17 protein-coding genes are annotated in these 20,792 nt (G+C 66.5%); 9 read left to right on the forward strand and 8 right to left on the reverse strand.

The features are described from left to right. Positions 1-92 precede the first annotated feature (92 nt). Positions 93-2,714 (reverse strand): TonB-dependent receptor, encoded by a 2,622-nt coding sequence (locus ABQY64_RS17425; protein ID WP_349780658.1) that lies wholly within the window; start codon positions 2,712-2,714, stop codon positions 93-95. A 283-nt stretch (positions 2,715-2,997) separates the two neighbouring features. On the opposite strand from ABQY64_RS17425, the gene queD reads away from it, so the two are divergent. Continuing rightward, the gene (gene queD / locus ABQY64_RS17430) at positions 2,998-3,351 is read left to right on the forward strand and encodes a 6-carboxytetrahydropterin synthase QueD (RefSeq protein ID WP_039529685.1); all 354 of its coding nucleotides are present in this window, start codon (positions 2,998-3,000) and stop codon (positions 3,349-3,351) included. Positions 3,352-3,543: 192 nt separating this feature from the next. After that, positions 3,544-3,906 carry a phasin family protein gene (locus tag ABQY64_RS17435; RefSeq protein ID WP_039518815.1) on the forward strand — a complete coding sequence of 121 codons (363 nt, stop codon included), beginning with the start codon at positions 3,544-3,546 and terminating at the stop codon, positions 3,904-3,906. 252 nt (positions 3,907-4,158) lie between these two features. Here the strand turns inward: ABQY64_RS17435 and bioD are convergent, their stop codons facing one another. Continuing rightward, positions 4,159-4,833, reverse strand: coding sequence for a dethiobiotin synthase (bioD, locus tag ABQY64_RS17440; RefSeq protein WP_349780659.1), 675 nt, complete (start codon positions 4,831-4,833; stop codon positions 4,159-4,161). 118 nt (positions 4,834-4,951) lie between these two features. On the opposite strand from bioD, the gene ABQY64_RS17445 reads away from it, so the two are divergent. Beyond that, positions 4,952-5,434, forward strand: a complete 483-nt coding sequence (locus tag ABQY64_RS17445; RefSeq protein ID WP_024938377.1) for a GAF domain-containing protein — start codon at positions 4,952-4,954, stop codon at positions 5,432-5,434. Next, positions 5,431-5,823 carry a TfoX/Sxy family protein gene (locus ABQY64_RS17450; protein WP_102580578.1) on the forward strand — a complete coding sequence of 131 codons (393 nt, stop codon included), beginning with the start codon at positions 5,431-5,433 and terminating at the stop codon, positions 5,821-5,823. The genes ABQY64_RS17445 and ABQY64_RS17450 overlap by 4 nt, the downstream gene beginning before the upstream one ends. A 118-nt stretch (positions 5,824-5,941) precedes the next feature. Here the strand turns inward: ABQY64_RS17450 and ABQY64_RS17455 are convergent, their stop codons facing one another. From ABQY64_RS17455 to dinB, 4 genes are all read right to left on the reverse strand, one after another. Beyond that, positions 5,942-6,850 (reverse strand): alpha/beta hydrolase-fold protein, encoded by a 909-nt coding sequence (locus tag ABQY64_RS17455; RefSeq protein WP_349780663.1) that lies wholly within the window; start codon positions 6,848-6,850, stop codon positions 5,942-5,944. A 95-nt stretch (positions 6,851-6,945) separates the two neighbouring features. Further along, the gene (locus ABQY64_RS17460) at positions 6,946-9,189 is read right to left on the reverse strand and encodes a TonB-dependent siderophore receptor (RefSeq protein WP_349780664.1); all 2,244 of its coding nucleotides are present in this window, start codon (positions 9,187-9,189) and stop codon (positions 6,946-6,948) included. A gap of 407 nt (positions 9,190-9,596) precedes the next feature. Beyond that, the gene (gene gph / locus ABQY64_RS17465; RefSeq protein ID WP_115511622.1) at positions 9,597-10,247 is read right to left on the reverse strand and encodes a phosphoglycolate phosphatase; all 651 of its coding nucleotides are present in this window, start codon (positions 10,245-10,247) and stop codon (positions 9,597-9,599) included. Positions 10,248-10,420: 173 nt separating this feature from the next. Further along, a complete protein-coding gene (dinB, locus tag ABQY64_RS17470) occupies positions 10,421-11,500 on the reverse strand; it encodes a DNA polymerase IV (RefSeq protein ID WP_039525307.1) in 1,080 nt (359 codons plus the stop codon). Positions 11,501-11,841: 341 nt separating this feature from the next. Between dinB and fabA the strand changes: the two genes are divergently transcribed. Next, positions 11,842-12,357: a 3-hydroxyacyl-[acyl-carrier-protein] dehydratase FabA gene (fabA, locus tag ABQY64_RS17475; RefSeq protein WP_039522501.1), complete on the forward strand. Its 516-nt coding sequence runs from the start codon at positions 11,842-11,844 to the stop codon at positions 12,355-12,357. Next, on the forward strand, positions 12,357-13,565 hold the full coding sequence (fabB, locus tag ABQY64_RS17480; protein ID WP_349780660.1) for a beta-ketoacyl-ACP synthase I: 1,209 nt from the start codon (positions 12,357-12,359) through the stop codon (positions 13,563-13,565). The genes fabA and fabB overlap by 1 nt, the downstream gene beginning before the upstream one ends. A gap of 98 nt (positions 13,566-13,663) precedes the next feature. Here fabB and ABQY64_RS17485 read toward each other — a convergent pair whose 3' ends face one another. Together ABQY64_RS17485 and ABQY64_RS17490 are read right to left on the reverse strand one after the other, a co-directional pair. Continuing rightward, positions 13,664-15,688 (reverse strand): M3 family metallopeptidase, encoded by a 2,025-nt coding sequence (locus tag ABQY64_RS17485; RefSeq protein WP_349780661.1) that lies wholly within the window; start codon positions 15,686-15,688, stop codon positions 13,664-13,666. A gap of 99 nt (positions 15,689-15,787) precedes the next feature. Beyond that, positions 15,788-16,891 (reverse strand): PLP-dependent cysteine synthase family protein, encoded by a 1,104-nt coding sequence (locus tag ABQY64_RS17490; RefSeq protein ID WP_039525304.1) that lies wholly within the window; start codon positions 16,889-16,891, stop codon positions 15,788-15,790. 133 nt (positions 16,892-17,024) lie between these two features. On the opposite strand from ABQY64_RS17490, the gene ABQY64_RS17495 reads away from it, so the two are divergent. The 3 genes from ABQY64_RS17495 (at position 17,025) to ABQY64_RS17505 (ending at position 20,648) form a co-directional block, all read left to right on the forward strand. Next, a complete protein-coding gene (locus ABQY64_RS17495) occupies positions 17,025-17,426 on the forward strand; it encodes a CopL family metal-binding regulatory protein (protein WP_349780385.1) in 402 nt (133 codons plus the stop codon). Between the two features lie 82 nt (positions 17,427-17,508). Next, on the forward strand, positions 17,509-19,344 hold the full coding sequence (locus tag ABQY64_RS17500; RefSeq protein ID WP_349780452.1) for a copper resistance system multicopper oxidase: 1,836 nt from the start codon (positions 17,509-17,511) through the stop codon (positions 19,342-19,344). After that, complete coding sequence (locus ABQY64_RS17505; RefSeq protein ID WP_374151312.1) at positions 19,341-20,648, forward strand: copper resistance protein B; 1,308 nt, start codon at positions 19,341-19,343, stop codon at positions 20,646-20,648. The genes ABQY64_RS17500 and ABQY64_RS17505 overlap by 4 nt, the downstream gene beginning before the upstream one ends. The last annotated feature ends 144 nt before the right edge of the window (positions 20,649-20,792 follow it).

The raw sequence follows: 20,792 nt of genomic DNA on the forward strand, positions 1-20,792 counted from the left end.
GTGTCCGGGGGCGAACGGCGTTTGGGTTGAGACAGCACGCTGGAGCACGCACGCACCATCGCACGGGCGTGCATGGGCTGTGCGTATGCCGGTCAGAATCGATAGTCCAGGCCCACGGTGAAATAACGCCCGCGCAGGTCGTACTGGGTGAAGTCGTAAGGCGCACGAATGCCCGGGAACGAGGCGTCGACCGGCGGTTGCTTGTCGGCCAGGTTCTCGATCTTGGCGTACAGGGTCAGCTTGTCGATGCCGGTGTAACCCAGGTACAGGTCGAACTGGTTGTAGTCGCCCACGCGCGACTGCACGGCAGTGGCCGCGGCGCTGGCCTTCTGGTCGTAGCCGCCGGTGTAGTACCAGGTCAGTGCGGCGCTGACGGTGCCCAGGTTCCAGTCCAGCGTGGTGGTGGCCTTATTGCGTGGCAGCGACGGGCCGAGATTGCTGCCGGCGTAATCCTGCAACGTGCCACCGACCACGGTGGGGCGGCGGTAATCGCGCACATGGGTGTAGGCGGTATTGAGGCCGAAGTTGCCGGCCGCCTCGGTGCGCCAGCGCTGACGCAGTTCGACATCGATCCCCGAGGTCGTCAGCTCGCTGAGGTTCTGGTAGCGGTTGTACACCGCCACCAGCGTGCCGCGCTCGTTGCGGATCACGTCGGCCGGGTCGTTGTTCTGCACGATGGTGGCGTTGTTGCCGGTGCCGACCAGATTCTCCAGTTCGATCTTGTACCAGTCCACGCTCAGGCTGGTGTCGGCCCATGGCGACAGCACCACGCCCAGGTTGTAGCTGCGCGTGCGCTCGGGTTCGAGCGCGGTGTTGCCGACGGTGAAGAAGGTCGGGTTCTGGCGCGAGCCCGGCACGTCCGGATCGAACGGGTCGACCACCGAGCCGTAGGAGATGTTGGTGCTGGCCGCATTCTCCGACAACGACGGTGCGCGAAAGCCGCGCGAGGCGGCCGCGCGTACCAGTACGGCGTCCAGCGGTTGCCAGCGCAGGCTGGCCTTGGGCGAAAACGCCTCGCCGAAATCGCTGTAGTGATCGCCGCGCCCGGCCAGTTGCAGTTCCAGCGATCGCAGCAGCGGCAGGTTGACCTCGGCATACAGCGCCGACACCCTGCGCTCGCCATCCACCGCGGCAATCGCGGGGCGGATCTGCAGGCCCTGGTCGATCTGCCAGGGATTGCGCGAGACCAGTTCCTCCTGCCGCCACTCGGCGCCGGCAGCGAACCCGACGCTGCCGGCAGGCAGCTCGAACAGGTTGCCGGACACCTTGGCATCGACGCCGCGCAGCGTCGATTGCGCCGGGCGCAGCGTGCTGAGGTTGATGCCGTCGATCACCGACTGCGGCGTGGCGGACGGGTCGAGCAGGTTGTAGCTGCCGTCAGCCAGCGCCTGCGCCAGCGTGAAGCGGTTGGCGAAGCCACCGGACACGGTTTCGTGCTCGGTGCTGCGTGCGGCGAACGCAGCCGCCTCCCAATCCCAGCGCTCGGTCTTGCCGCGCACGCCGCCGAGAAAGCGGTAGGACTGCGAGCGATTGGTTTTGACCGTCTGGCCCAGGTCGAAGAAGGTGTATTCGATCGGCACCGCAGTGCCGTACGGGTTGTACGGGCTGGAGGCCGGCAGCAGGTTGGACACCGGCTCGGCCAGCCCGCTGCTGGCGTTCAAGGCGAAGCGGCCGCCCTCCAGGGTGAAGTACGGGCTGGAGCCGAAGATCGACACGCCCTTGACCTCGCTGTAGAGCGCCTCGCCGAACGCTTCGACATTGTCGCTGAGCCGGAAGGTGGCGTTGGTGTAGGCCTGATAGCGCTTGGTCGAGGGAATCAGCGTGGTGAACGGGGCCTGGTTGAAGCCGCAGGTGTCGCCGGCCAGGCCGTCGATCGGCGCGCTGGCGGTCAGCACGGTGCCGCTGGGGCAGTTGCCTTGCGCATCCAGCATCGGCACCGAGCGGCCGCCGACCAGATAGCGCGCGCCCTTGGCCGACCAGCCGTTCCAGCGCCCGCCGGGCAGGTCGGTGTAGATGCCCGAGCGGGTCAGCGCGCGCTGGTCCTGATCCAGCCGGTCGCGGTTGTAGGCGTCGAAACTGAAAAGGATGTTGTAGCCGTCGCGGTCAAGATCGCCGATGCCGCCGATGAACTTGGCGCGCTGGGTATCCATGCCGCCCTGATCGGAGGTGCCGCCGCTCAGACCCAGCTCTGCGCCCTGGAAATCCTGGCGGGTGATGATGTTGACCACGCCGGCCACCGCATCGGAGCCGTACACGGCAGAGGCGCCGTCCTTGAGCACTTCGATGCGTTCCACCGCCACCAGCGGCAATGCGTTGAGGTTGACGAAGGTGTCGCCCAGGCCATTGGCGGGAAAGCCGTAGTTGGCCAGGCGGCGTCCGTTGAGCAGCACCAGGGTGTTCTTCTGCGACAGCCCGCGCAGGCCGATGCCCGCCGAGCCGGACGCCCAGCCGTTGTTGGTGGTTTCGTTGGTGGCGTTGCCGGTGTTGGCCGAGATCGAGCGTAGCGCGTCGGCCACGGTGACCTTGCCGGACTGCTCCAGCTGCTGGCGGTCGATTACCTGCACCGGGTTCGGGCCTTCGCTGTCGGTGCGTTTGATATTGGAGCCGGTGACGCTGACGGTGGCCAGGGTCTTGCCCGTGTCGGGTGTCGCGTCGTCGGCATGGGCAAGGGGAATCAGCGCCGACAGAACGGCAGCAGACAGCAGATAAGGCATCGGGCGCTTCACGCACGGCATCCATGAATGGGGGTTTTGCAGTGGGCCATGCGCAATCGATTAACAAAAATTACAGATCTGCATAGAGATATGACGCGCGGTGACACACGCCGCTGACCGGACGCGGTAGAGCGCGCGTCGGACTTTGTGCGGCCGATCGGGTGCGGCGCTCCGGCGCAACGCGACCAACCCCGCGTTGCGGATGCCACGCCAGGGCGCAGAGACGCTGTGTCGCGGCGATCGGGTCAGCCCGGCAGGCACCGGCGCACTTACAATGGCGCGCATGGATATCTTCAAAGTCTTTACGCTCGAAGCCGCGCACCGGCTTCCCAATGTGCCGCCCGGCCACAAGTGCGCCCGCCTGCACGGGCATTCGTTCCGGGTCGAGCTGCATGTCAGCGGCGAACCCGGTGCCGAGACCGGCTGGATCATGGATTTCGGCGACATCAAGGCCGCCTTCCAGCCGATCTACGACCGCCTGGACCACCACTACCTCAATGACATCGAGGGGCTGGAAAACCCGACCAGCGAGCGGCTGGCGATCTGGATCTGGAACCAGCTCAAGCCGGCGCTGCCGCAGCTGAGCGAGATCGTGGTGCATGAAACCTGCACCTCCGGCTGCCGCTATCGCGGCTGATCGCGCAGCGCAGTGGTGTGACGCAAGGCCGCCTTCAGGGCGGCTTTGCCGTTTCTACTGTAGGGATAATGGATTGATTTCAAAACGCTTTGCAGGCGATTTCGGAAATTTTCAGCAAACGTGTTGCATCGCAGCAATATCCGCGTATGCTGCAACGCAACAACGGTCACAGCCTTCCCCAAGGGGTTCGCAATGTCGGCGCAGTTCGAAAACGGCTTCAACAGCTTTGCCTCTGCAGCGGCACGCGCCAACCAGTTGGCGATGGAACACGCGGAAAACGCGTTTGGCCTGCAGCTGAAGACGCTCGAACGCAACGTCAGTGCGACCACCAGCTTCTTCGGTGAGTTTGCCCAGGCCCGCGACCTTGGCGCCTACCAGACGCTCTGGCCGAAGGGGCTGCAACTGGCCCGCGACAACCTGGAACGGCTGGCTTCGGTGAATCAGGAAGTGGTTGGACTGGGATTGAAGGCATCCGATGCGCTCGGCCAACTGGCCAAGCAGCAGTTCGAGGCCAACAGCGAGCAGGCCGCTAAAGGCAAGACCCGGCGCACGTAAGCGCCAACAAAAAATTCAGCGTCTTTGCATGGGTCCCTCCCCCCATGCAATCCGGCCCGACAGATCCCTCCCTCTGTCGGGCTTTTTTATTGTCTGCGCATTGCGCGTGCTGCCAATTTAACCAGGTGCTATCGCGGCGCGAGTGCACTGGAAACGCCGGGACGCAGTGCGAGTCCCCGGCGGCGCGCAAGGCTGGGACGGCATCTGGCGATCCGCGTCGCAGTGACGCGGTCGCCAGATAGCCAACGTCACTCAGACCGGTACGTGCAGCCCCAGCGACTGCGCCGCGGCATCGGCGCCCGGCCGCCAGCCGATCCGGCCCCAGCACGGCATCGCCAGGCGCTGGCGCAGCATGCCGATGTTCTCCTCGATGCGCTCCATCTGCGGGTCGACCTCGTTGGCGATCCAGCCGATGCAGTCCAGCCCGTCGGCAGCGATCGCCGCGGCGGTCAGGCGCGCGTGATTGATGCAGCCCAGCCGGATGCCGACCACCAGCACCACGGGCAGTTTGAGCGCACGCACCAGATCGGCCTGGTCCAGATCGGCACTCAATGGCGCAGCCCAGCCGCCGACACCTTCCACCACCACCACCTCGGCCTGCGCGCGCAATTGCGCGAAGGCCTGGGCGATCGGCTCTAGCGACAGGCTCACGCCGACATCGGCGGCGGCCAGTTCCGGCGCCAGCGGTGCCGGTAAGGCATAGGGATTGAGGGTGGCGTAATCGGGTTGCGGGGCGCTGGCGGCCTGCAGCGCTAGCGCATCTTCGTTGCGCCAGCCCTGCAGCGTGTGCTCGCAACCGCTGGCCACCGGCTTCATGCCGACCGCCGTGTGGCCCTGCCTGCGCAGTGCGTGCAGCAGCGCGGTGCTGGCCATGGTCTTGCCGATGCCGGTGTCGGTGCCGGTGACATACAACGCCGGAAGCTGCATGCGTGTGTTCCTGCGGCCGCGCCGCGGTTGCCGTGGAGGGGGCGCAGCATAGCGTGCGGATCCGAACGCGCGGCTGAGTCGCAATGCCGCTGCGGATGGCCGCTGCTAAACTTCGCCCATGTTCGCAACCTCTTCGCTGACCGGCAGCAAGCCGGAACAATACGCCCAGCTCACCGCCCAGGCCCAGGCCCTGGTGCATGGCGAGCCGGACCGGATCGCCAATGCCGCCAACCTGGCCGCGCTGATCTTCAATGCGTTACCGTCGCTCAACTGGGCCGGCTTCTATTTCTACGACGGCCGCGAGCTGGTGGTGGGGCCGTTCCAGGGCTTGCCGGCCTGCGTGCGCATTCCGCTGGACAAGGGCGTGTGCGGCGCGGCTGCCAGTACCCGGCAGAGTCAGCGCATTGCCGACGTGGATGCCTTCCCCGGGCATATCGCCTGCGATTCGGCCTCGCGCTCGGAGCTGGTGATTCCGCTGGTCAAGGGCGATGCGCTGATCGGCGTGCTGGATCTGGACAGCCCGGAGCTGGATCGCTTCGACGCCGACGATCAGCGCGGCCTGGAAGCCATTGCCCAGATCTTTGTCGGCGCGCTGACGTGACCACCGAACGGCTGCGCAACATCGGCCCGAAAAGTGCGGCGTGGCTGCGCCAGGTCGGCCTGCGCACGCAGCAGGATCTGCAGGCGGTGGGCGCGGTGGGCGCATTCGTCAAAGTGCGCCGCGCCGGCTTCAAGCCCAGCCTCAACCTGCTGTATTCGCTGGAAGGCGCGTTGACCGACTGCCATTGGCAGGACGTGCCGGAAGCGCGCCGGCATGCGCTGCTGGCCGAATACGAAGCAGCCAGTGCGCTGCTGCCGGTGCGCGGCCGCGCGGTCGGTGGACCGGTGGAAACCGTGCACTACGCACGCGCCGACAACGACGATACGCACGGTGAGATGGGCCAAGCAGACGACGACACTGCGGACCTGAGCGAAACGCGCGACGATTGAGTGCCTGCGCCGAGGTGTCACCGCTGCATGCGCATGGCGCCAGCGCTGCGACCAGCAACAGCATGCTTGTCGATGTAGAGAGCGGTTTATCTTCGAGCGCTTGCTTGATCTGACTTCATCAACGCATCGCTGCGGCTTGTAACGTTGGCGCAAGCGATGCGCCCAACGTCTGGCCATGGCTGAGGCCTGGCAGCGGTTGATAGTCGGCGGTGAGGCCGGGTAACGACGACAGCAGCGCAACGAGGCGTCGGGCGGCCTGTGGATCTGCGCGCGGCCGCCCCGGGCGATCCGGTTTTGCCTTGTTCGCTGGTGGTGCGCCCTCGCCTGCCATCAGCGTCAGCCGACGCCTGGATGGCTGCGTGCCTGCCGAACCCTCCCGTGCATGGTCGACCACACGCTGCGCCTGCTGGACGACAAACCCATCGCCCCACCACAGCGACGGGTCGACCGCGACGTAGTGCTGGAACAGCTGCGGCTGCGTCAGCAACACCTGCAGCACGAACAATCCGCCATACGAATGGCCCCACAGCGTCTGCCGCTGACGGTCCACCGCCACGCGCGCTTCCACCTGCGGGCGAATGCCTGTTGCGATCAGCTGCGCGAACGCCGCCGCACCGCCGGTTCTGCGCTGCGGGTCGAGCGGATCGGTTTCCACCCGCCCGTCGCTATAGCGCGCGGGCGTGTAGTCCAGGCTGCGCCCCACCGCATCGATGCGCAATGCGCTGTCGTCGGCGATGAACACCAGCACCGGCACATCGCCGTGGGTGGTCAGGCTGTCGAGCAGGCGCTCATCCAGCTCCATCAGCGCGGCATTGCCATCCAGCAGATACACCACCGGATGTCCCGCAGCCGGCGGCGCAGCTTTGGGGGTGGCGATGCGCACGCGGTAATGGCGCTGGCCATCGGCCGAATCCAGGCGCAACGCGCTGAACACATACGAGGCACTGGGACGATCGGCGACGGTGCTGCCGATCGTGCGGCTCAGGTCCGGCTGTGCGAACGCCGGCACAGCGCCGGCGATCCACATCAGCGCAGCGGCACACGCAAGCCGCCAACGATGCTGTCGGGTCATTGCACTCTCCTGTTGCGGCGCGCACGTTCGCACGCGGCACCGCGTCGCTGTCAGAAACCGAAACTCAGGCTCGCCCAATACGCGCGCCCGGGTTCGTTGTAAGTGGCTGCACCCGCCGCGCCGCCGGTGTTGTTGGTGCCTTCGCGGAACAGACGGGTGTCGAACAGATTGTCCACACCGACGCCCACGCTGACCTTGCGGGTGATCCGGTAACGCGCACTGACGCCCCACAGATCGTAAGGGTCGCGCGTGTCGGGGGCGATGGCGCCGCCGCTGGTGCTCGATTGCGTGGCCGACTCCTGCTTGCCGTAGAAGGTGCCGGTGAGCAGCAGTGACAAGGCCTGGGTCGGTTGCCAATCCAGCGTGGTGTTGACGGTGTATTCCGGGATCACCGACAGCGGCTGATCGGTCGCGGTGTTCTTGTTCTCGATCATGTAGGTGACATTGGTGTTCCACTTCAGCTCGCGGCCCTGCTCACCCAGCAGCGGCAACGTGAGATTGCCTTCCACGCCCTGCACGATCGCTTCCGATGCATTGGTCCACTGGAATACCTGCCCGCGCCGGTCGGCGGTGATACCGACCGGCGTCATGCCGGCGACGATCTTGTTGTCGTAGGCGTTGTGGAAGTACGTCAGCGAGGCGTGGTGACCGGTTTGCGGTGCCCACTCGATGCCGATCTCCTTGTTGATGCTGGTCTCCGGATCGAGGTTGTCGTTGCCCTGGATATAGCAGCCCGAACCAAGATTGGGGAACAGCACCGGGCAGCCATTGCCGCGTGTGTAATACAGATAATTGGCGTTGGACTGGTACAGGTTGGGCGCCTTGAAGGCGCGCGCGATGCCGCCCTTGAGCAACCAGTCTTCGCTGAGTTTGTACTGCACGTTGAGGCTGGGGCTGAGGTTGTTGCCGAACTGGCTGTGGTGATCCAGCCGCACACCGGGCGTCAGCGTCAGCCGCTCGCTGGCGTAGATGTTGTCTTCCAGATACACCGCGCTGAGCGTGGCCTCGCTGCGCGGGCTGCGCGTGCCATTGGCAAGACCGGGAAAGCCGCCGCCGGCGCTCACCGTCTGCGACATCGAATACGCATCGCTGAGGCGGCTCTGGCGGCGCTCGAAACCCAGCGTCAGCACCTGCTCGGCCCAGGCCTGCAACGGCATGTTGAACTCGCCGTCGATATTGAGGTTGTCGAGCGTGGCGGTGGAATTGAGCAGGCTGGCGGCAATGGAGCCTTCCGGGCCGCCGGCCAGGCCTTCGTTGAGGCGGGTATTGTCGGTGCCTTCATAGGCGGCGGTGAGGCGCGAGGTGCCGAGCGCCCAGGTGCCGCGATGGGTCAGCGAGGCGGTGCGGCGGATCATGGTGTTGGTTTCGCTGCCGAACAGTGCGCCCAGATCGGCACCGGCCAGGCCATCGGCGCTGACCGCACGATCACCGGCGTACAGATTGCCCTGGCGGCTGAAGCCGGCATCGAGTTCGATCACCTGGCCTTCCATCGGATCCCAGCGCAGCAGGCCATTGATGTCCTTGTTGCGCACGCCCTCGCGCCCGGCCGGCGGCACCGCGGCGGCACTGCTGGCAAAGCGGCGATTGAGCTCCAGCGAATCCGGATCGGTCTTGTTGAGGTTTCCATACAGGCGAAACGAGAACGTGTCGCTCAGCGGCCCGCTGAGCTGGAAGCCGGCACGCTGGCCACCGCCTTCGGCACTGTGCTGCGGCACCAGGCCGAATACCGTCATCGAGCCGGTCAGGTCGCCGGTCGGCTTCTTGGTGATGATGTTGACCACACCGCCGGAGGCACCGGAGCCGTAACGTGCCGCGGCCGGGCCGCGCAGCACTTCGATGCGCTCCACCGCTTCGGCCGGCACCCAGTTGGTGTCGCCGCGCGTATTGCGCTCGCCGCTGCGGCCCATGCGCACCGCATCGCGCGATCCCACCGGCTTGCCATCGACCAGAATCAGCGTGTTTTCCGGGCCCATGCCGCGCAGATCGATCTGCCGGTTGTTGCCGTACTGGCCGGAGGCGCTATTGCCGGTGAGGTTGACGCCCGGCATGGTGCGCAGCAACTGCGACAGATCGTTGACCGGTGGGCGCCGTTCGATGTCTTCGGCGGTGATCACCGATGACCCCAAGGCCTGGCGTGCGATCTGCGCGGCGGTGACGTGCACGGTGTCCAGCGACTGCGGCTCGGCTGCAACATCTTCGGCGGATGCGCTGCAGATGCAGCTGCCGCAACCGAGAGCAATGGCCAGCACCAGCTGACGGTGGGACAACACGGGACGACGTGCAGGCGCAGACATCCATGACCGGCGTGATGCGGACATTCTCAAACCTCTCGACAGGAGATGGACCTCTGGCGACGGCTTGAGGTGACACGATGGGGGTGATGCATGCAGCGCCGCGCACAACGCGCGTGCGCGGCGCTGACGCAGTCAAGCGTGTCCGCGCATTCTACACAGATGCGATTCATTCTCAAATCGGAACGCTGCGCTGGCACGGCCGCACGCAGGCATTGCCGCTTCCGGCAGCGCAGACGTCACCAATGCCGCGCACCGGTGGGGAACAGTACGCGTTAGCTGGCCGACGATGCGGACAGCGTGCGAAAGACCTTCATTCAAGGCGACAAACGCCGCCAGCCGATGGTGGCATTGGATGCTTCACCGCGATGTGGACGACGCCCGCATCCGCGCTGGCAACACTGCGCGTCTTACTTCAGCGCCAGCAATTGCCGCATGTCATCGATGATGGCCACGGCACCGGCGCTCTGCACATCGAAGCCGCGCAGATAGCCGTAACGCACCATCGCCAGCGGCATTGCCGCGGCATTTGCAGCCGCCGCATCGGTGGCCGAATCGCCGACCATCAGGCATTGCTGCGGTGTGTGCCCGAACTGCCTGGCCAGGTGCAGCAGCGGCGCTGCATCGGGTTTGCGCTGCGGCAGCGAATCGCCACCGAGCACGCTGCTGAAATGCGCGGCGATGTCCAGGTGCTCCAGCAGCGGTGCGATGAAGCGCGCTGGCTTGTTGGTGCACAGCGCCAGCGTGGCGCCGGCCTCGCGCAGGCCGGCCAATGCTTCGGCAACACCGGGATACAGCTGCGGGTTATGCAGCAGGCTGGCCTGGTAGTGGCGCATCATCAGCGGCATCTCGGTATCGGCATCGTGGGTGCCGCCGGCTTCGCGCAAGGCGGTGGCGAGCAGCACGTGCACGCCTTCACCGATCCAGCTGCGGATCGTCGCCTCGCTGAACTGCTGCAGCCCGAGTTCCTGCAAGGTGGCATTGAGCGCTTCGGCGATATTGGGCGCGCTGTCCACCAGCGTGCCATCCAGGTCGAAGATCACCAGCGGATACGGGAACATGCGCACAGTCTCGTTGGGGGAGCGGCCTGCAGTGTACGAGCTGCGGGATTCAGGGCGCGTCACCGTGGCGTGGTGCGAACGGCCGATGCATGCGTGGCTGCATGCATGGGTGCAGTCATCGCTGCATGCACCACACGCCGCGGCCGCGGTACAGCAACCATGCCGCCCCGCGCTCACTGCGCCGGCGGCATATCGCCGAACAACTCGCCCTGCACTGCGCCCTCTTCCGCGTCGCTGAAACCGCTCAATCCCACCCCGACCAGGCGATAGCGCGTGTCATCGGGCAACTCCACGCGCCGGGTCAGCGCCAGCGCGATCTCCGCCAATGCCTCCAGCGAGGCCGGTGGCTGATCTGGCGTGTACGAGCGGGTCAGGATGCGGAAGTTGGAGGTCTTCAACTTGAGAACCACGGTGCGCCCGATCCGCTCGGTGCGGCGCGTGGCCAGCCAGGTCTTTTCGGCCAGGCGCAGGATGTGCGGATCCAGTGCCTCCAGCGCGATGTCCTCACTGAAGGTATCTTCCGAGGACACCGACTGCACCTCCTGATCCGGCTCGACCGGGCGCTCGTCGATGCCGCGTGCGCGGCGGTACAGGCTCTGCCCGAAGCTGCCGAAATGCGCCTGCAATTCTTCCAGGGGACGCAGCCGCAGATCGCTGACGGTGACGATCCCCAATGCCGCCAACTTGCCATCCATCACCTTGCCCACGCCGGGAATGCGGTTGACCGGCAGCGGCAGCAGGAACGCATCGACGCGACTGGGCGCGATGACGAACTGCCCGTCGGGCTTGCGCCAGTCCGAGGCGATCTTGGCCAGGAACTTGTTCGGTGCGATGCCGGCCGATGCGGTGAGCTGGGTTTCCTCGCGGATCTGGCTGCGGATCAGTTGCGCGATTTCGGTGGCCAGCTGCATGCCGGTCTTGGCCTGCGTGACATCCAGGTAGGCTTCGTCCAGGGACAGCGGTTCGACCAGATCGGTATGGCGATGGAATATCTCGCGCACCTGCCGCGACACCGCCTTGTAGCGCGCAAAATCCGGCGGCACGAACACCGCGTCCGGACACAGGCGCTCGGCACGCAGCGCCGGCATGGCCGAACGGATGCCGTAGGTGCGCGCTTCGTACGAGGCAGCGCACACCACCGAGCGCGCACCGCGCCAGGCCACCACCACCGGCTTGCCGCGCAGCGATGGATCGTCACGTTGCTCCACGGACGCGTAGAACGCATCCATGTCCACGTGCACGATCTTGCGCATCAAGCTGGCATCTCTCCGAAAGCGTCGGGCCATGATAAATCAGCCGCGTCTCACGTCTTGCGCCGCGCCAAGGCGCACGCCCGGGCGCGAACGGACGCAAGCGCTGGCGGGACGCTCTGCTGCGTCTGTTCGGGTGCCGATCCACGCCGAGCAGGCATGCCTGACCGCGTTCCGCTGAATGCCGTCATCCGCGTTGGATCCTGTCTGCAACACACGCTTGCCGCACTGCGCAACCGGCTGAAAACAGCACGCATGCGTACGGATAAAACGTTTGATTGAACCGCGCGCCCTCATGCACCCTTGACGGCCTCGCCTTTCGCTTCTTGCAGGAAACGTTCGTCATGACTCGTCAAAGTGCGTACTCGCGCGACCAATTGCTGGCCAGCGCGCGCGGGGAATTGTTCGGACCCGACAGTGCCCGCCTGCCCAACGACCCGATGCTGATGTTCGACCGCATCACCGAGATCAACGACAGCGGCGGCGCGCATGGCAAGGGCCTGATCCGCGCAGAACTCGACGTGCGCCCGGACCTGTGGTTCTTCGGCTGCCACTTCATCGACGACCCGGTGATGCCCGGCTGCCTGGGCCTTGACGCGATGTGGCAGCTGACCGGCTTCTTCCTCACCTGGATCGGCGCAGCGGGCCGCGGCCGCGCGCTGGGCTGCGGCGAGGTCAAGTTCACCGGCCAGGTGTTGCCGAGCGCGAAATTGGTCAGTTACGAAATCGATATCAGCCGCGTGATCAACCGCAAGCTGGTGATGGCCCAGTCGGATGCACGCATGCTGGTGGACGGGCGCGAAATCTACACGGCCAACGATCTGCGCGTGGGCATGTTCACTTCAACGGAGAATTTCTGATGCATCGCGTCGTCGTCACCGGAATGGGCATCACTTCCTGCCTGGGCAATGATCTGGACACCGTCTCCAGCGCCTTGCGCGAGAGCCGCTCGGGCATCACCGCATTGCCCGATCATGCCGACGCCGGCCTGCGCAGCCAGGTCGGCGGTGCGGTGGCGCTGGATCTGGACAGCCTGATCGACCGCAAGCTCAAACGCTTCATGGGCGATGCCTCGGCCTACGCCTACCTGGCCATGCGCGATGCGATCGCCGATGCCGGACTGGATGCCGAGCAGGTCAGCGACCTGCGCACCGGCCTGATTGCCGGCTCCGGTGGCGGATCCAGCCAGTGGCAGGTGGAAACCGCCGATCTGCTGCGCAACCGTGGCGTGCGCAAGGTCGGCCCGTACATGGTGCCGCGCACGATGTGTTCGTCGGTCTCCGCTTCGTTGGCGACCGCGTTCAAGATCCGTGGCCTGAGCTATTCGCTGTCGGCCGCGTGTGCGACCTCGGCGCATTGCATCGGCGCGGCCGCGGACCTGATCCGGCACGGCGCGCAGGATGTGATGTTCGCCGGCGGCGGCGAAGAACTGCACTGGACCATGAGCGTGATGTTCGATGCGATGGGCGCGCTGTCCACCGGCTTCAACGATCGCCCCGCCGTGGCCTCGCGGCCCTACGATGCGCAGCGCGACGGCTTTGTCATCGGCAGCGGCGGCGGCATGCTGGTGCTGGAAGACTATGACCACGCCATCGCGCGCGGCGCACGCATCCATGCCGAACTGCTCGGCTATGGCGTGACTTCCGATGGCGCCGACATGGTCGCGCCCAGCGGCGAAGGTGCGGTGCGCTGCATGCACATGGCCATGCAGGGCCTGACGCAGCCGATCGACTACCTCAACACGCACGGCACCTCCACGCCGCTGGGCGATGTGACCGAGCTGGGCGCGGTGCGCGAGGTGTTCGGCGACAACGTCCCGCCGCTGTCCTCGACCAAGGCGCTGTCCGGCCATTCCTTGGGCGCGGCCAGCGTGCACGAGGCGATCTACAGCCTGCTGATGCTGCGCGACGGCTTCATGGCCGGCTCGGCGCATATCGACGAACTCGACCCGCGCGCCGGCGGCTTCCCGATCCTGCGACAGACCCAGGACGCCACGTTGAACACGGTGATGTCCAACAGCTTCGGCTTCGGCGGCACCAACGCGGCGCTGGTGTTCGGCCGGGTGTGACGGCGCGGCGCCGGGCGCCGCGCGGAATTGGGAATTGGGGATCGGTGTGCGGAGAGATCGCTCTCGCCACTCCGCAATCCCGATTCCCCACTCCCGGTTCAGCCAGCCATGCCGTTGTGCCGCAGCAATGCGTCGATGCTCGGCGCACGCCCACGGAAGGCGCGGAAGTTGTCGGCCGCGCTGCGGCTGCCGCCACGCGACAGCACTTCATGGCGGAAGCGCGCGCCGGTGTCGGCCACCTGCTCAGGCGCTTCTTCGAAGGCAGCGTAGGCATCGGCGCTGAGCACTTCGGCCCACTTGTAGCTGTAGTAACCGGCTGCATAACCGCCGGCGAAGATGTGGCTGAACTGGTGCGGGAAGCGATTCCATGCCGGCGGGCGGTTGACCGCCACCTCGTCGCGCACGCGCTCGATCAGTTGCAGCACATTGTCCTGGGTCGGGTCGAAGCTGCTGTGCAGCTGCATGTCGAACAACGCAAATTCCAGCTGACGCACGGTGAACATGCCGCTCTGGAAATTGCGTGCGGCCAGCAGCCGGTCGAACAGGTTGCGCGGCAGCGGCTCGCCGGTCTGCACGTGCGCGGTCATCGCCTGCACGCGCTCCCATTCCCAGCAGAAGTTCTCCATGAACTGGCTCGGCAGTTCCACCGCGTCCCATTCCACGCCGTTGATGCCAGCCACGCCCAACTCGCCGATGCGGGTCAGCAACTGATGCAGGCCGTGGCCCATTTCATGGAACAGCGTGGTGACTTCGCCATGCCGGAACGTGGCCGGCGTATCGCCACTGCCGCGGCCGAAGTTGCACACCAGATACACCAGCGGCGTCTGCACGCCGTTGGCGGTGTCGCGGCGGTTGCGGCAATCGTCCATCCACGCGCCGCCACGCTTGCCTTCGCGCGCGTACAGGTCCAGATAGAACTGGCCGACCAGCTCGCCCTGCGCATCTTCCAGACGATAGAAGCGCACATCCGCATGCCAGACCGGCGCGCGGTCGGGCTTGACGGTCAGGCCATACAGGCTGTGGATCACATCGAACAGACCGGCCAGCACCTTGGGCTCGGTGAAGTACTGCTTCACCTCCTGCTCGGAGAAGCTGTAGCGCGCCTGCTTGAGTTTCTCGGAGGCGTAGGCCAGATCCCAGGCCTGCAGTTCGTCCAGACCAAGTTCGTCGCGGGCAAAGGCTTCGAGCTCGGCGCGGTCGCGTTGCGCATACGGCTTGGCGCGCACCGCAAGATCGCGCAGGAAGCCCATCACTTCATCCGGGCTTTGCGCCATCTTGGTGGCGACCGAATACTCCGCGTAACTGGCAAACCCGAGCAGCTGCGCCAGTTCGGCGCGCAGGGCCAGGATACGATCGATATTAGCGCTGTTGTCCAGCGCGGCATCGCCGAACTCGGAGGCGCGCTCGGCGTTGGCGCGATACAGCCGCGCGCGCAACTCACGATTGTCCGCATCGGTCTGCACCGGCAGATAGCACGGCATCTGCAAGGTCAGCTTCCAGCCCGGTACGCCGTCCTTTTCCGCGGCCGCGCGTGCAGCGGCGACCACCTCGGCCGGCAGGCCAGACAGCTCGGTTGCGTCCTCGCTCACGTACGACCATGCATCGGTAGCATCGAGCACGTTCTGCGAAAACTTGGCGGCCAGTGCGGACAGTTCTTCCTGGACCTGCGCAAACCGCGCCTTGGACGCGTCATCCAGCTCGGCACCGCCGAGGCGGAAATCGCGCAGCGCGTTTTCCAGCACCTTGAGCCGCGCGGCGTCGTAGTGCGCCGCTTCCGGCGCTTCGGCCAGCGCCTTGTATTGCGCATACAGCGCCAGGTTCTGCGCCAGCGCACTGCCGAAGCGGCTGAGCTTGGGCAGATTGCTGTTGTAGGCCTCGCGCAGTTCCGACGTGTTGACCACCGCCTGCAGATGGCCGACCTGGCCCCAGGCGCGCCACAGCCGCTCGGTGGCATCGTCCAGCGGCACCACGAAGCTGTCCCAGCTGACCGGGCTGACCTGCTCGGCCGCTTTCACCGCGGCCTTGGCCTCGGCCAGCAGTTGGTCGATTGCCGGGCCCACGTGTTCGGGGCGGATCGCATCGAAGGACGGCAGTCCGGACAGGTCGAGCAGCGGGTTGGTCATGGGGCGCTCCGGCGGTGGACTGGATCAGGAATCAGGGCGAGGGGCTGGCAGACGCTGCGAGACGCAGCGGTTTTGCCAGCAGCTGATCGGATATGGCGATCATTCCAGCGCCGCACAAGGCAGCGCAGGCAGGTCGCCGCCGTTGACGGCGATGGCAATGGCCGCATCGCTGTCGGTGACGTCGATCTCGCGCGCCACGTACCAGGCCGGGTCGTAATAGCTGTGCGCATAGCGCTCGCCGGCATCGCAGAGGATGGTGACGATGGAGCCGCTGCGGCCGGCCTGGCGCATGCGCTGGGCGGCCTGCAGCACGCCGACGAAGTTGGTGCCGGTGGAGCCACCGACGCGGCGGCCGAGCGTGGCGCTGACATGGCGCATGGCGGCCAGGCTCAGGGCGTCGGGCACCTTGATCATCACGTCCACGCAGCTAGCGATGAAGCTGGACTCCACCCGCGGGCGGCCGATGCCTTCGATGCGCGAGCCGCCGGTGATGGCCAGCTCCTTGGGGCACTGCCCGTCCACCGCGCGGCAATAGCCGTCGAAGAACACCGACACTTCCGGGTCGGCGCAGAGGATGCGGGTGGCGTGGCGCCGGTAGCGCACATAGCGGCCGAGCGTGGCGCTGGTGCCGCCGGTGCCGGGGCTGCAGACGATCCAGTCGGGAATCGGATGCGGCTCCTCGGCCAGCTGCTTGAAGATCGATTCGGCGATGTTGTTGTTGGCGCGCCAGTCGGTGGCGCGCTCGGCGTAGGTGAACTGGTCCATGAAGTGGCCGCCGGTCTCGCGCGCGAGCTGGTGCGAGGCGCTGTCCAGATCGCAGGCACGTTCGACCAGGTGGCAGCGGCCGCCCTGGAATTGAATCGCGGCGATCTTTTCCGGCGAGGTCGAAGCCGGCATCACCGCGATGAAGGGCACCCCCAGCAGCCGCGCGAAATAGGCCTCGGAGATGGCGGTCGAGCCACTGGAAGCCTCGATCACCGGCCGCCCGGCACGCAGCCAGCCGTTGGTCAGCGCGTACAGGAACAGCGAGCGCGCCAGCCGGTGCTTGAGGCTGCCGGTCGGGTGGCTGGACTCGTCCTTGAAATACAGGTCGATGCCCGGAAAGCCCGGCAGGTCCATCGGAATCAGATGGGTGTCGGCCGAACGGTTGAAATCGGCCTCGATCTTCTGGATGGCGGCGGCCACCCACTGGCGCTGCGACATGGCAGGACTGTGCGGCGAAGGAAGCGCCAATTCTACCGCTGCCGGGCGTGCGGCCACGGCGGGCGGGTCATCGGGCGGACAGCTGGGAGCCGGTGCTATGCTCGTCGCACCCGACTGCCCGCCCTGACTGCCCGTGCTGCGTTGCCTGCTCCGCCTGCTGCTGTGCCTGTGCCTGGTTGCCAATACGGCCACCGGCGCGTGGGCGTCGGTGGGCATGGCGATGCCGGAGATGGCGTCGGCCGGGACGGTTGCGACCGCGTCGATGGCGCACGCGCCCGTGTCGGCCGCGATGCCGTGCCATGCCGACATGCAGCCCCCCCCTGCGGCGCATCCCCCCGATAAAACCCGGCACGCGCACGCGGCCGACTGCTGCAAGCTGGGCAGCTGCGACTGCCTGCAGCACTGCAGCCTCGCCTTGCTGACCCTGCCTGCGGTGCCCGCCGGCTTGCCTGGCCGCGCCACCCTGCCTGCCACCCTGGCCGAAGGGCGCAGCAGCCCGGTGCCCGAACAACCGGTTCGACCTCCCATCGCCTGAGCGCTGACGGCCTTGGCCGTCATCGGGCCCGCGCGCTTGCTGCGCGGGGTTTCTAAGCGATGCGATGCGTCCGCCTTCATCGGTGGGCCGCAGCGGAGATGTCATGTCTTTCGATCCCAATTGTTTCGATCCACCCTCCAACGGCGGCCTGAGTCGACGCCGCTTCGTGCAAGGCCTTGCCCTGGGCGGTGTTGCCGCCACCACCGGCCTGTGGCGCAGCGATGCGCGTGCGTCCAACCCGGTGAGCACGCCGGTCCTGCGCGGCAGCAGCCAGACGCTGCAGATCGGCCGCATGCCGGTCAACCTCACCGGGCGCCGCCGCCCCGCTATCACCGTCAACCAGAGCCTGCCGGCCCCTACGCTGCGCTGGCGCGAAGGCGACACGGTCAGCGTGCGCGTGCGCAACGCGCTGGCTGACCAACCCACCTCGGTGCACTGGCACGGCCTGTTGCTGCCGGCCAACATGGACGGCGTGCCGGGGATGAGTTTCGACGGCATCGCGCCGGGCCAGGAGTACCACTACCGCTTCGCGCTGCGCCAGTCCGGCACCTACTGGTATCACAGCCATTCGATGTTTCAGGAACAGGCCGGCCTGTACGGTGCGATCGTCATTGATCCGCTGACACCACCGCCGTACCGGCACGATCGCGAGCATGTGGTGCTGCTCTCGGACTGGACCGACCTGGACCCGGCCGCGCTGTTCCGGCGGCTCAAGCAGATGCCCAGCCACGACAATTACGCGCAGCGCACGGCGGGCGATTTCCTGCGCGACGCGCGCGACGACGGCCTGCGCGCAACCCTGGCCGACCGCGGCATGTGGGGGCGCATGCGCATGACCCCGACCGACCTGTCCGACGTCAACGCCAACACCTACACCTACCTGCTCAACGGCGTCGCCCCGGCCGGCAACTGGACCGGCCTGTTCAGGCCAGGCGAGAAGGTACTGCTGCGTTTCATCAACGGCTCGTCGATGACCTACTTCGACATCCGTATCCCCGGCCTGCGCATGACCGTGGTGGCCGCCGACGGCCAGTACGTGCATCCGGTCAGCGTGGACGAGCTGCGCATTGCGGCGGCCGAGACCTTCGACGTGCTTGTCGAGCCCATCGGCCAGGACGCGTTTACCTTGTTCGCGCAGGACATGGGCCGCACCGGCTTCGCCTGCGGCACGCTGGCGGTGCGGCATGGGCTGCAGGCACCGATTCCCGCGCTGGATCCGCGCGCGATCCTCAGCATGCAGGACATGGGGCACGGCGATGGCATGGCGCATGCGGGTCACGCCATGCACGGCGCCGACACGACGCACAGCGACCCGCATGCGGCACACGCGATGGCAATGCCGATGCAGGCCGCGCAGATGCACGGGCATGCAAGCGGCGATGCGCAGCGCAAGACGCCGCACCACCCCGCCAGCGAAGACGGCAACCCGCTGATCGACATGCGCAGCAATGCCACTTCACCGCGCCTGGACGATCCCGGGGTTGGCCTACGCGATAACGGCCGCCGAGTGCTGCGCTACGCCGACCTGCACAGCCTGTTCGAGGATCCGGATGGGCGCGAACCCGGGCGCGAGATCGAACTGCATCTGACCGGGCATATGGAAAAATTTGCCTGGTCGTTCGACGGCATCGCCTTCGCCTCGGCAGAGCCCTTACGGCTGCAGTACGGCGAGCGGCTGCGCATCGTACTGGTCAACGACACCATGATGCAGCACCCCATCCACCTGCACGGCATGTGGAGCGATCTGGAAGACGCCGATGGCAATTTCCAGGTGCGCAAGCACACCATCGACATGCCGCCCGGCACACGCCGCAGCTATCGCGTCCGCGCCGATGCATTGGGCCGCTGGGCCTACCACTGCCATCTGCTGTACCACATGGAAGCGGGCATGATGCGCGAAGTGCGGGTGGAGGCATGAGTACGCCACGGACGCAATACATGGCGCTGCTCGCACTGCTGCTGAGCGCATCGGCCACTGCACAGGAGCATCAGCATGCGGCGATGGAGTCGTCCGCGCACGTCGATGGCGCACATGCAATGCAGATGGCCGACCAGGCTACGGCTACCCAGCCGCAGACATCCATCGCAACGGAGGCATCGCCGCCATCTGCGCAGCAGAGCGCAGAGGCGATGCAGATGGATCATGCGCAGATGCAGCACGCGCAGCACTCCCGCACTGCATCAGCATCGATAAAGGCTGCTGACAGCATGCCCGCGCAACGCCCGGTACAGTCCGACGCTTCGGCAGCGCCGGCATCGATGCACCACGCAGGCATGCAGCACGCCGATGTCCAGCATGCCGCACACCAGACCTCTGCAAATCCACAACTGGACCACGCCCGGCAATCACAGGCAGACAGCGACCACGATGCAATGGAGCACGCATCGATGGATCATGCGTCGATGCAGCACGGGCAACAGCATGGGGCGATGGATCACTCCGACATGGAGCACGCGCCGCATGCCGAAGCGGTGACGCAAACGCCGGCATCGCCCGGCACCGGCGCACTGCCACGTACGCCGATCCCCGAGCCCACTGCCGAGGAGATCGCGGCGGCATTCGCCCCCTTGCAGCACCATGCGATGCACGCGCCAGGCATCAATCACTACGTGTTGCTCGATCGACTGGAAACCTTCGACACCACGCACGGCAGTGGCCAGGACTGGGAAGCACGCGCCTGGATCGGCGGCGATATCGACCGGCTCTGGTTGCGCAGCGAAGGCGAGCGGCAGGACGGGCGCACGCAGGCCGCATCGGTGGAAGCGTTCTATGGCCACGCCATCTCGCCGTGGTGGGACCTGCTGGTCGGCGCACGTCAGGACATCGGAGCGGGTGAGCAGCGCAGCTGGGCCGCCTTCGGCGTGCAGGGCCTGGCGCCCTACAAGTTCGAGACCGAAGCCACGCTCTATGTCGGCAGCGGCAGCCGCGCGGCATTACGCCTGGAAGGCGAATACGAGGTGCTGCTCACCAACCGGCTGATCCTGCAACCACGCGTGGAAGCCGATATCGCCCTGACCGACGATGGCCGGCGCGGCGTCGGCAGCGGGCTGGAGCAGGTCGAGGTGGGCCTGCGGCTGCGCTACGAAATCACCCGCCGCTTCGCCCCCTACATCGGCTGGGTGCACAGCCGCAGTTTCGGCGACACCGCCCGCCGCGCCGCGATCGACGATGAGCCTGCACGCGACAGCCGGTTTGTTGCCGGCCTACGCATCTGGTTCTGAGACGACCGCTGTGCGCATGGGCCTGACCGTTCGGACTCGGATGCAGGCCCATGCCACGACCTTGAACAAGGCAGGTCGCGCTGTCGCACGATCGACCACAGAGCGACGCCAGACCGCCGACGCGCACGGTGCAGACATACCGAC

It is taken from the genome of Xanthomonas sp. WHRI 7065 (assembly GCF_040203115.2).
In the GTDB taxonomy this organism is placed as follows: domain Bacteria; phylum Pseudomonadota; class Gammaproteobacteria; order Xanthomonadales; family Xanthomonadaceae; genus Xanthomonas; species Xanthomonas arboricola.

Excerpts from the sequence above, each read along its gene's own strand:
- ABQY64_RS17425 (WP_349780658.1), bottom strand. The coding sequence starts at position 2,714 with ATGCCTTATCTGCTGTCTGCTGCCGTTCTGTCGGCGCTGATTCCCCTT.
- queD (WP_039529685.1), top strand. The coding sequence starts at position 2,998 with ATGGATATCTTCAAAGTCTTTACGCTCGAAGCCGCGCACCGGCTTCCC.
- ABQY64_RS17435 (WP_039518815.1), top strand. The coding sequence starts at position 3,544 with ATGTCGGCGCAGTTCGAAAACGGCTTCAACAGCTTTGCCTCTGCAGCG.
- bioD (WP_349780659.1), bottom strand. The coding sequence starts at position 4,833 with ATGCAGCTTCCGGCGTTGTATGTCACCGGCACCGACACCGGCATCGGC.
- ABQY64_RS17445 (WP_024938377.1), top strand. The coding sequence starts at position 4,952 with ATGTTCGCAACCTCTTCGCTGACCGGCAGCAAGCCGGAACAATACGCC.
- ABQY64_RS17455 (WP_349780663.1), bottom strand. The coding sequence starts at position 6,850 with ATGTGGATCGCCGGCGCTGTGCCGGCGTTCGCACAGCCGGACCTGAGC.
- ABQY64_RS17460 (WP_349780664.1), bottom strand. The coding sequence starts at position 9,189 with ATGTCTGCGCCTGCACGTCGTCCCGTGTTGTCCCACCGTCAGCTGGTG.
- gph (WP_115511622.1), bottom strand. The coding sequence starts at position 10,247 with ATGTTCCCGTATCCGCTGGTGATCTTCGACCTGGATGGCACGCTGGTG.
- dinB (WP_039525307.1), bottom strand. The coding sequence starts at position 11,500 with ATGCGCAAGATCGTGCACGTGGACATGGATGCGTTCTACGCGTCCGTG.
- fabA (WP_039522501.1), top strand. The coding sequence starts at position 11,842 with ATGACTCGTCAAAGTGCGTACTCGCGCGACCAATTGCTGGCCAGCGCG.
- fabB (WP_349780660.1), top strand. The coding sequence starts at position 12,357 with ATGCATCGCGTCGTCGTCACCGGAATGGGCATCACTTCCTGCCTGGGC.
- ABQY64_RS17485 (WP_349780661.1), bottom strand. The coding sequence starts at position 15,688 with ATGACCAACCCGCTGCTCGACCTGTCCGGACTGCCGTCCTTCGATGCG.
- ABQY64_RS17490 (WP_039525304.1), bottom strand. The coding sequence starts at position 16,891 with ATGTCGCAGCGCCAGTGGGTGGCCGCCGCCATCCAGAAGATCGAGGCC.
- ABQY64_RS17505 (WP_374151312.1), top strand. The coding sequence starts at position 19,341 with ATGAGTACGCCACGGACGCAATACATGGCGCTGCTCGCACTGCTGCTG.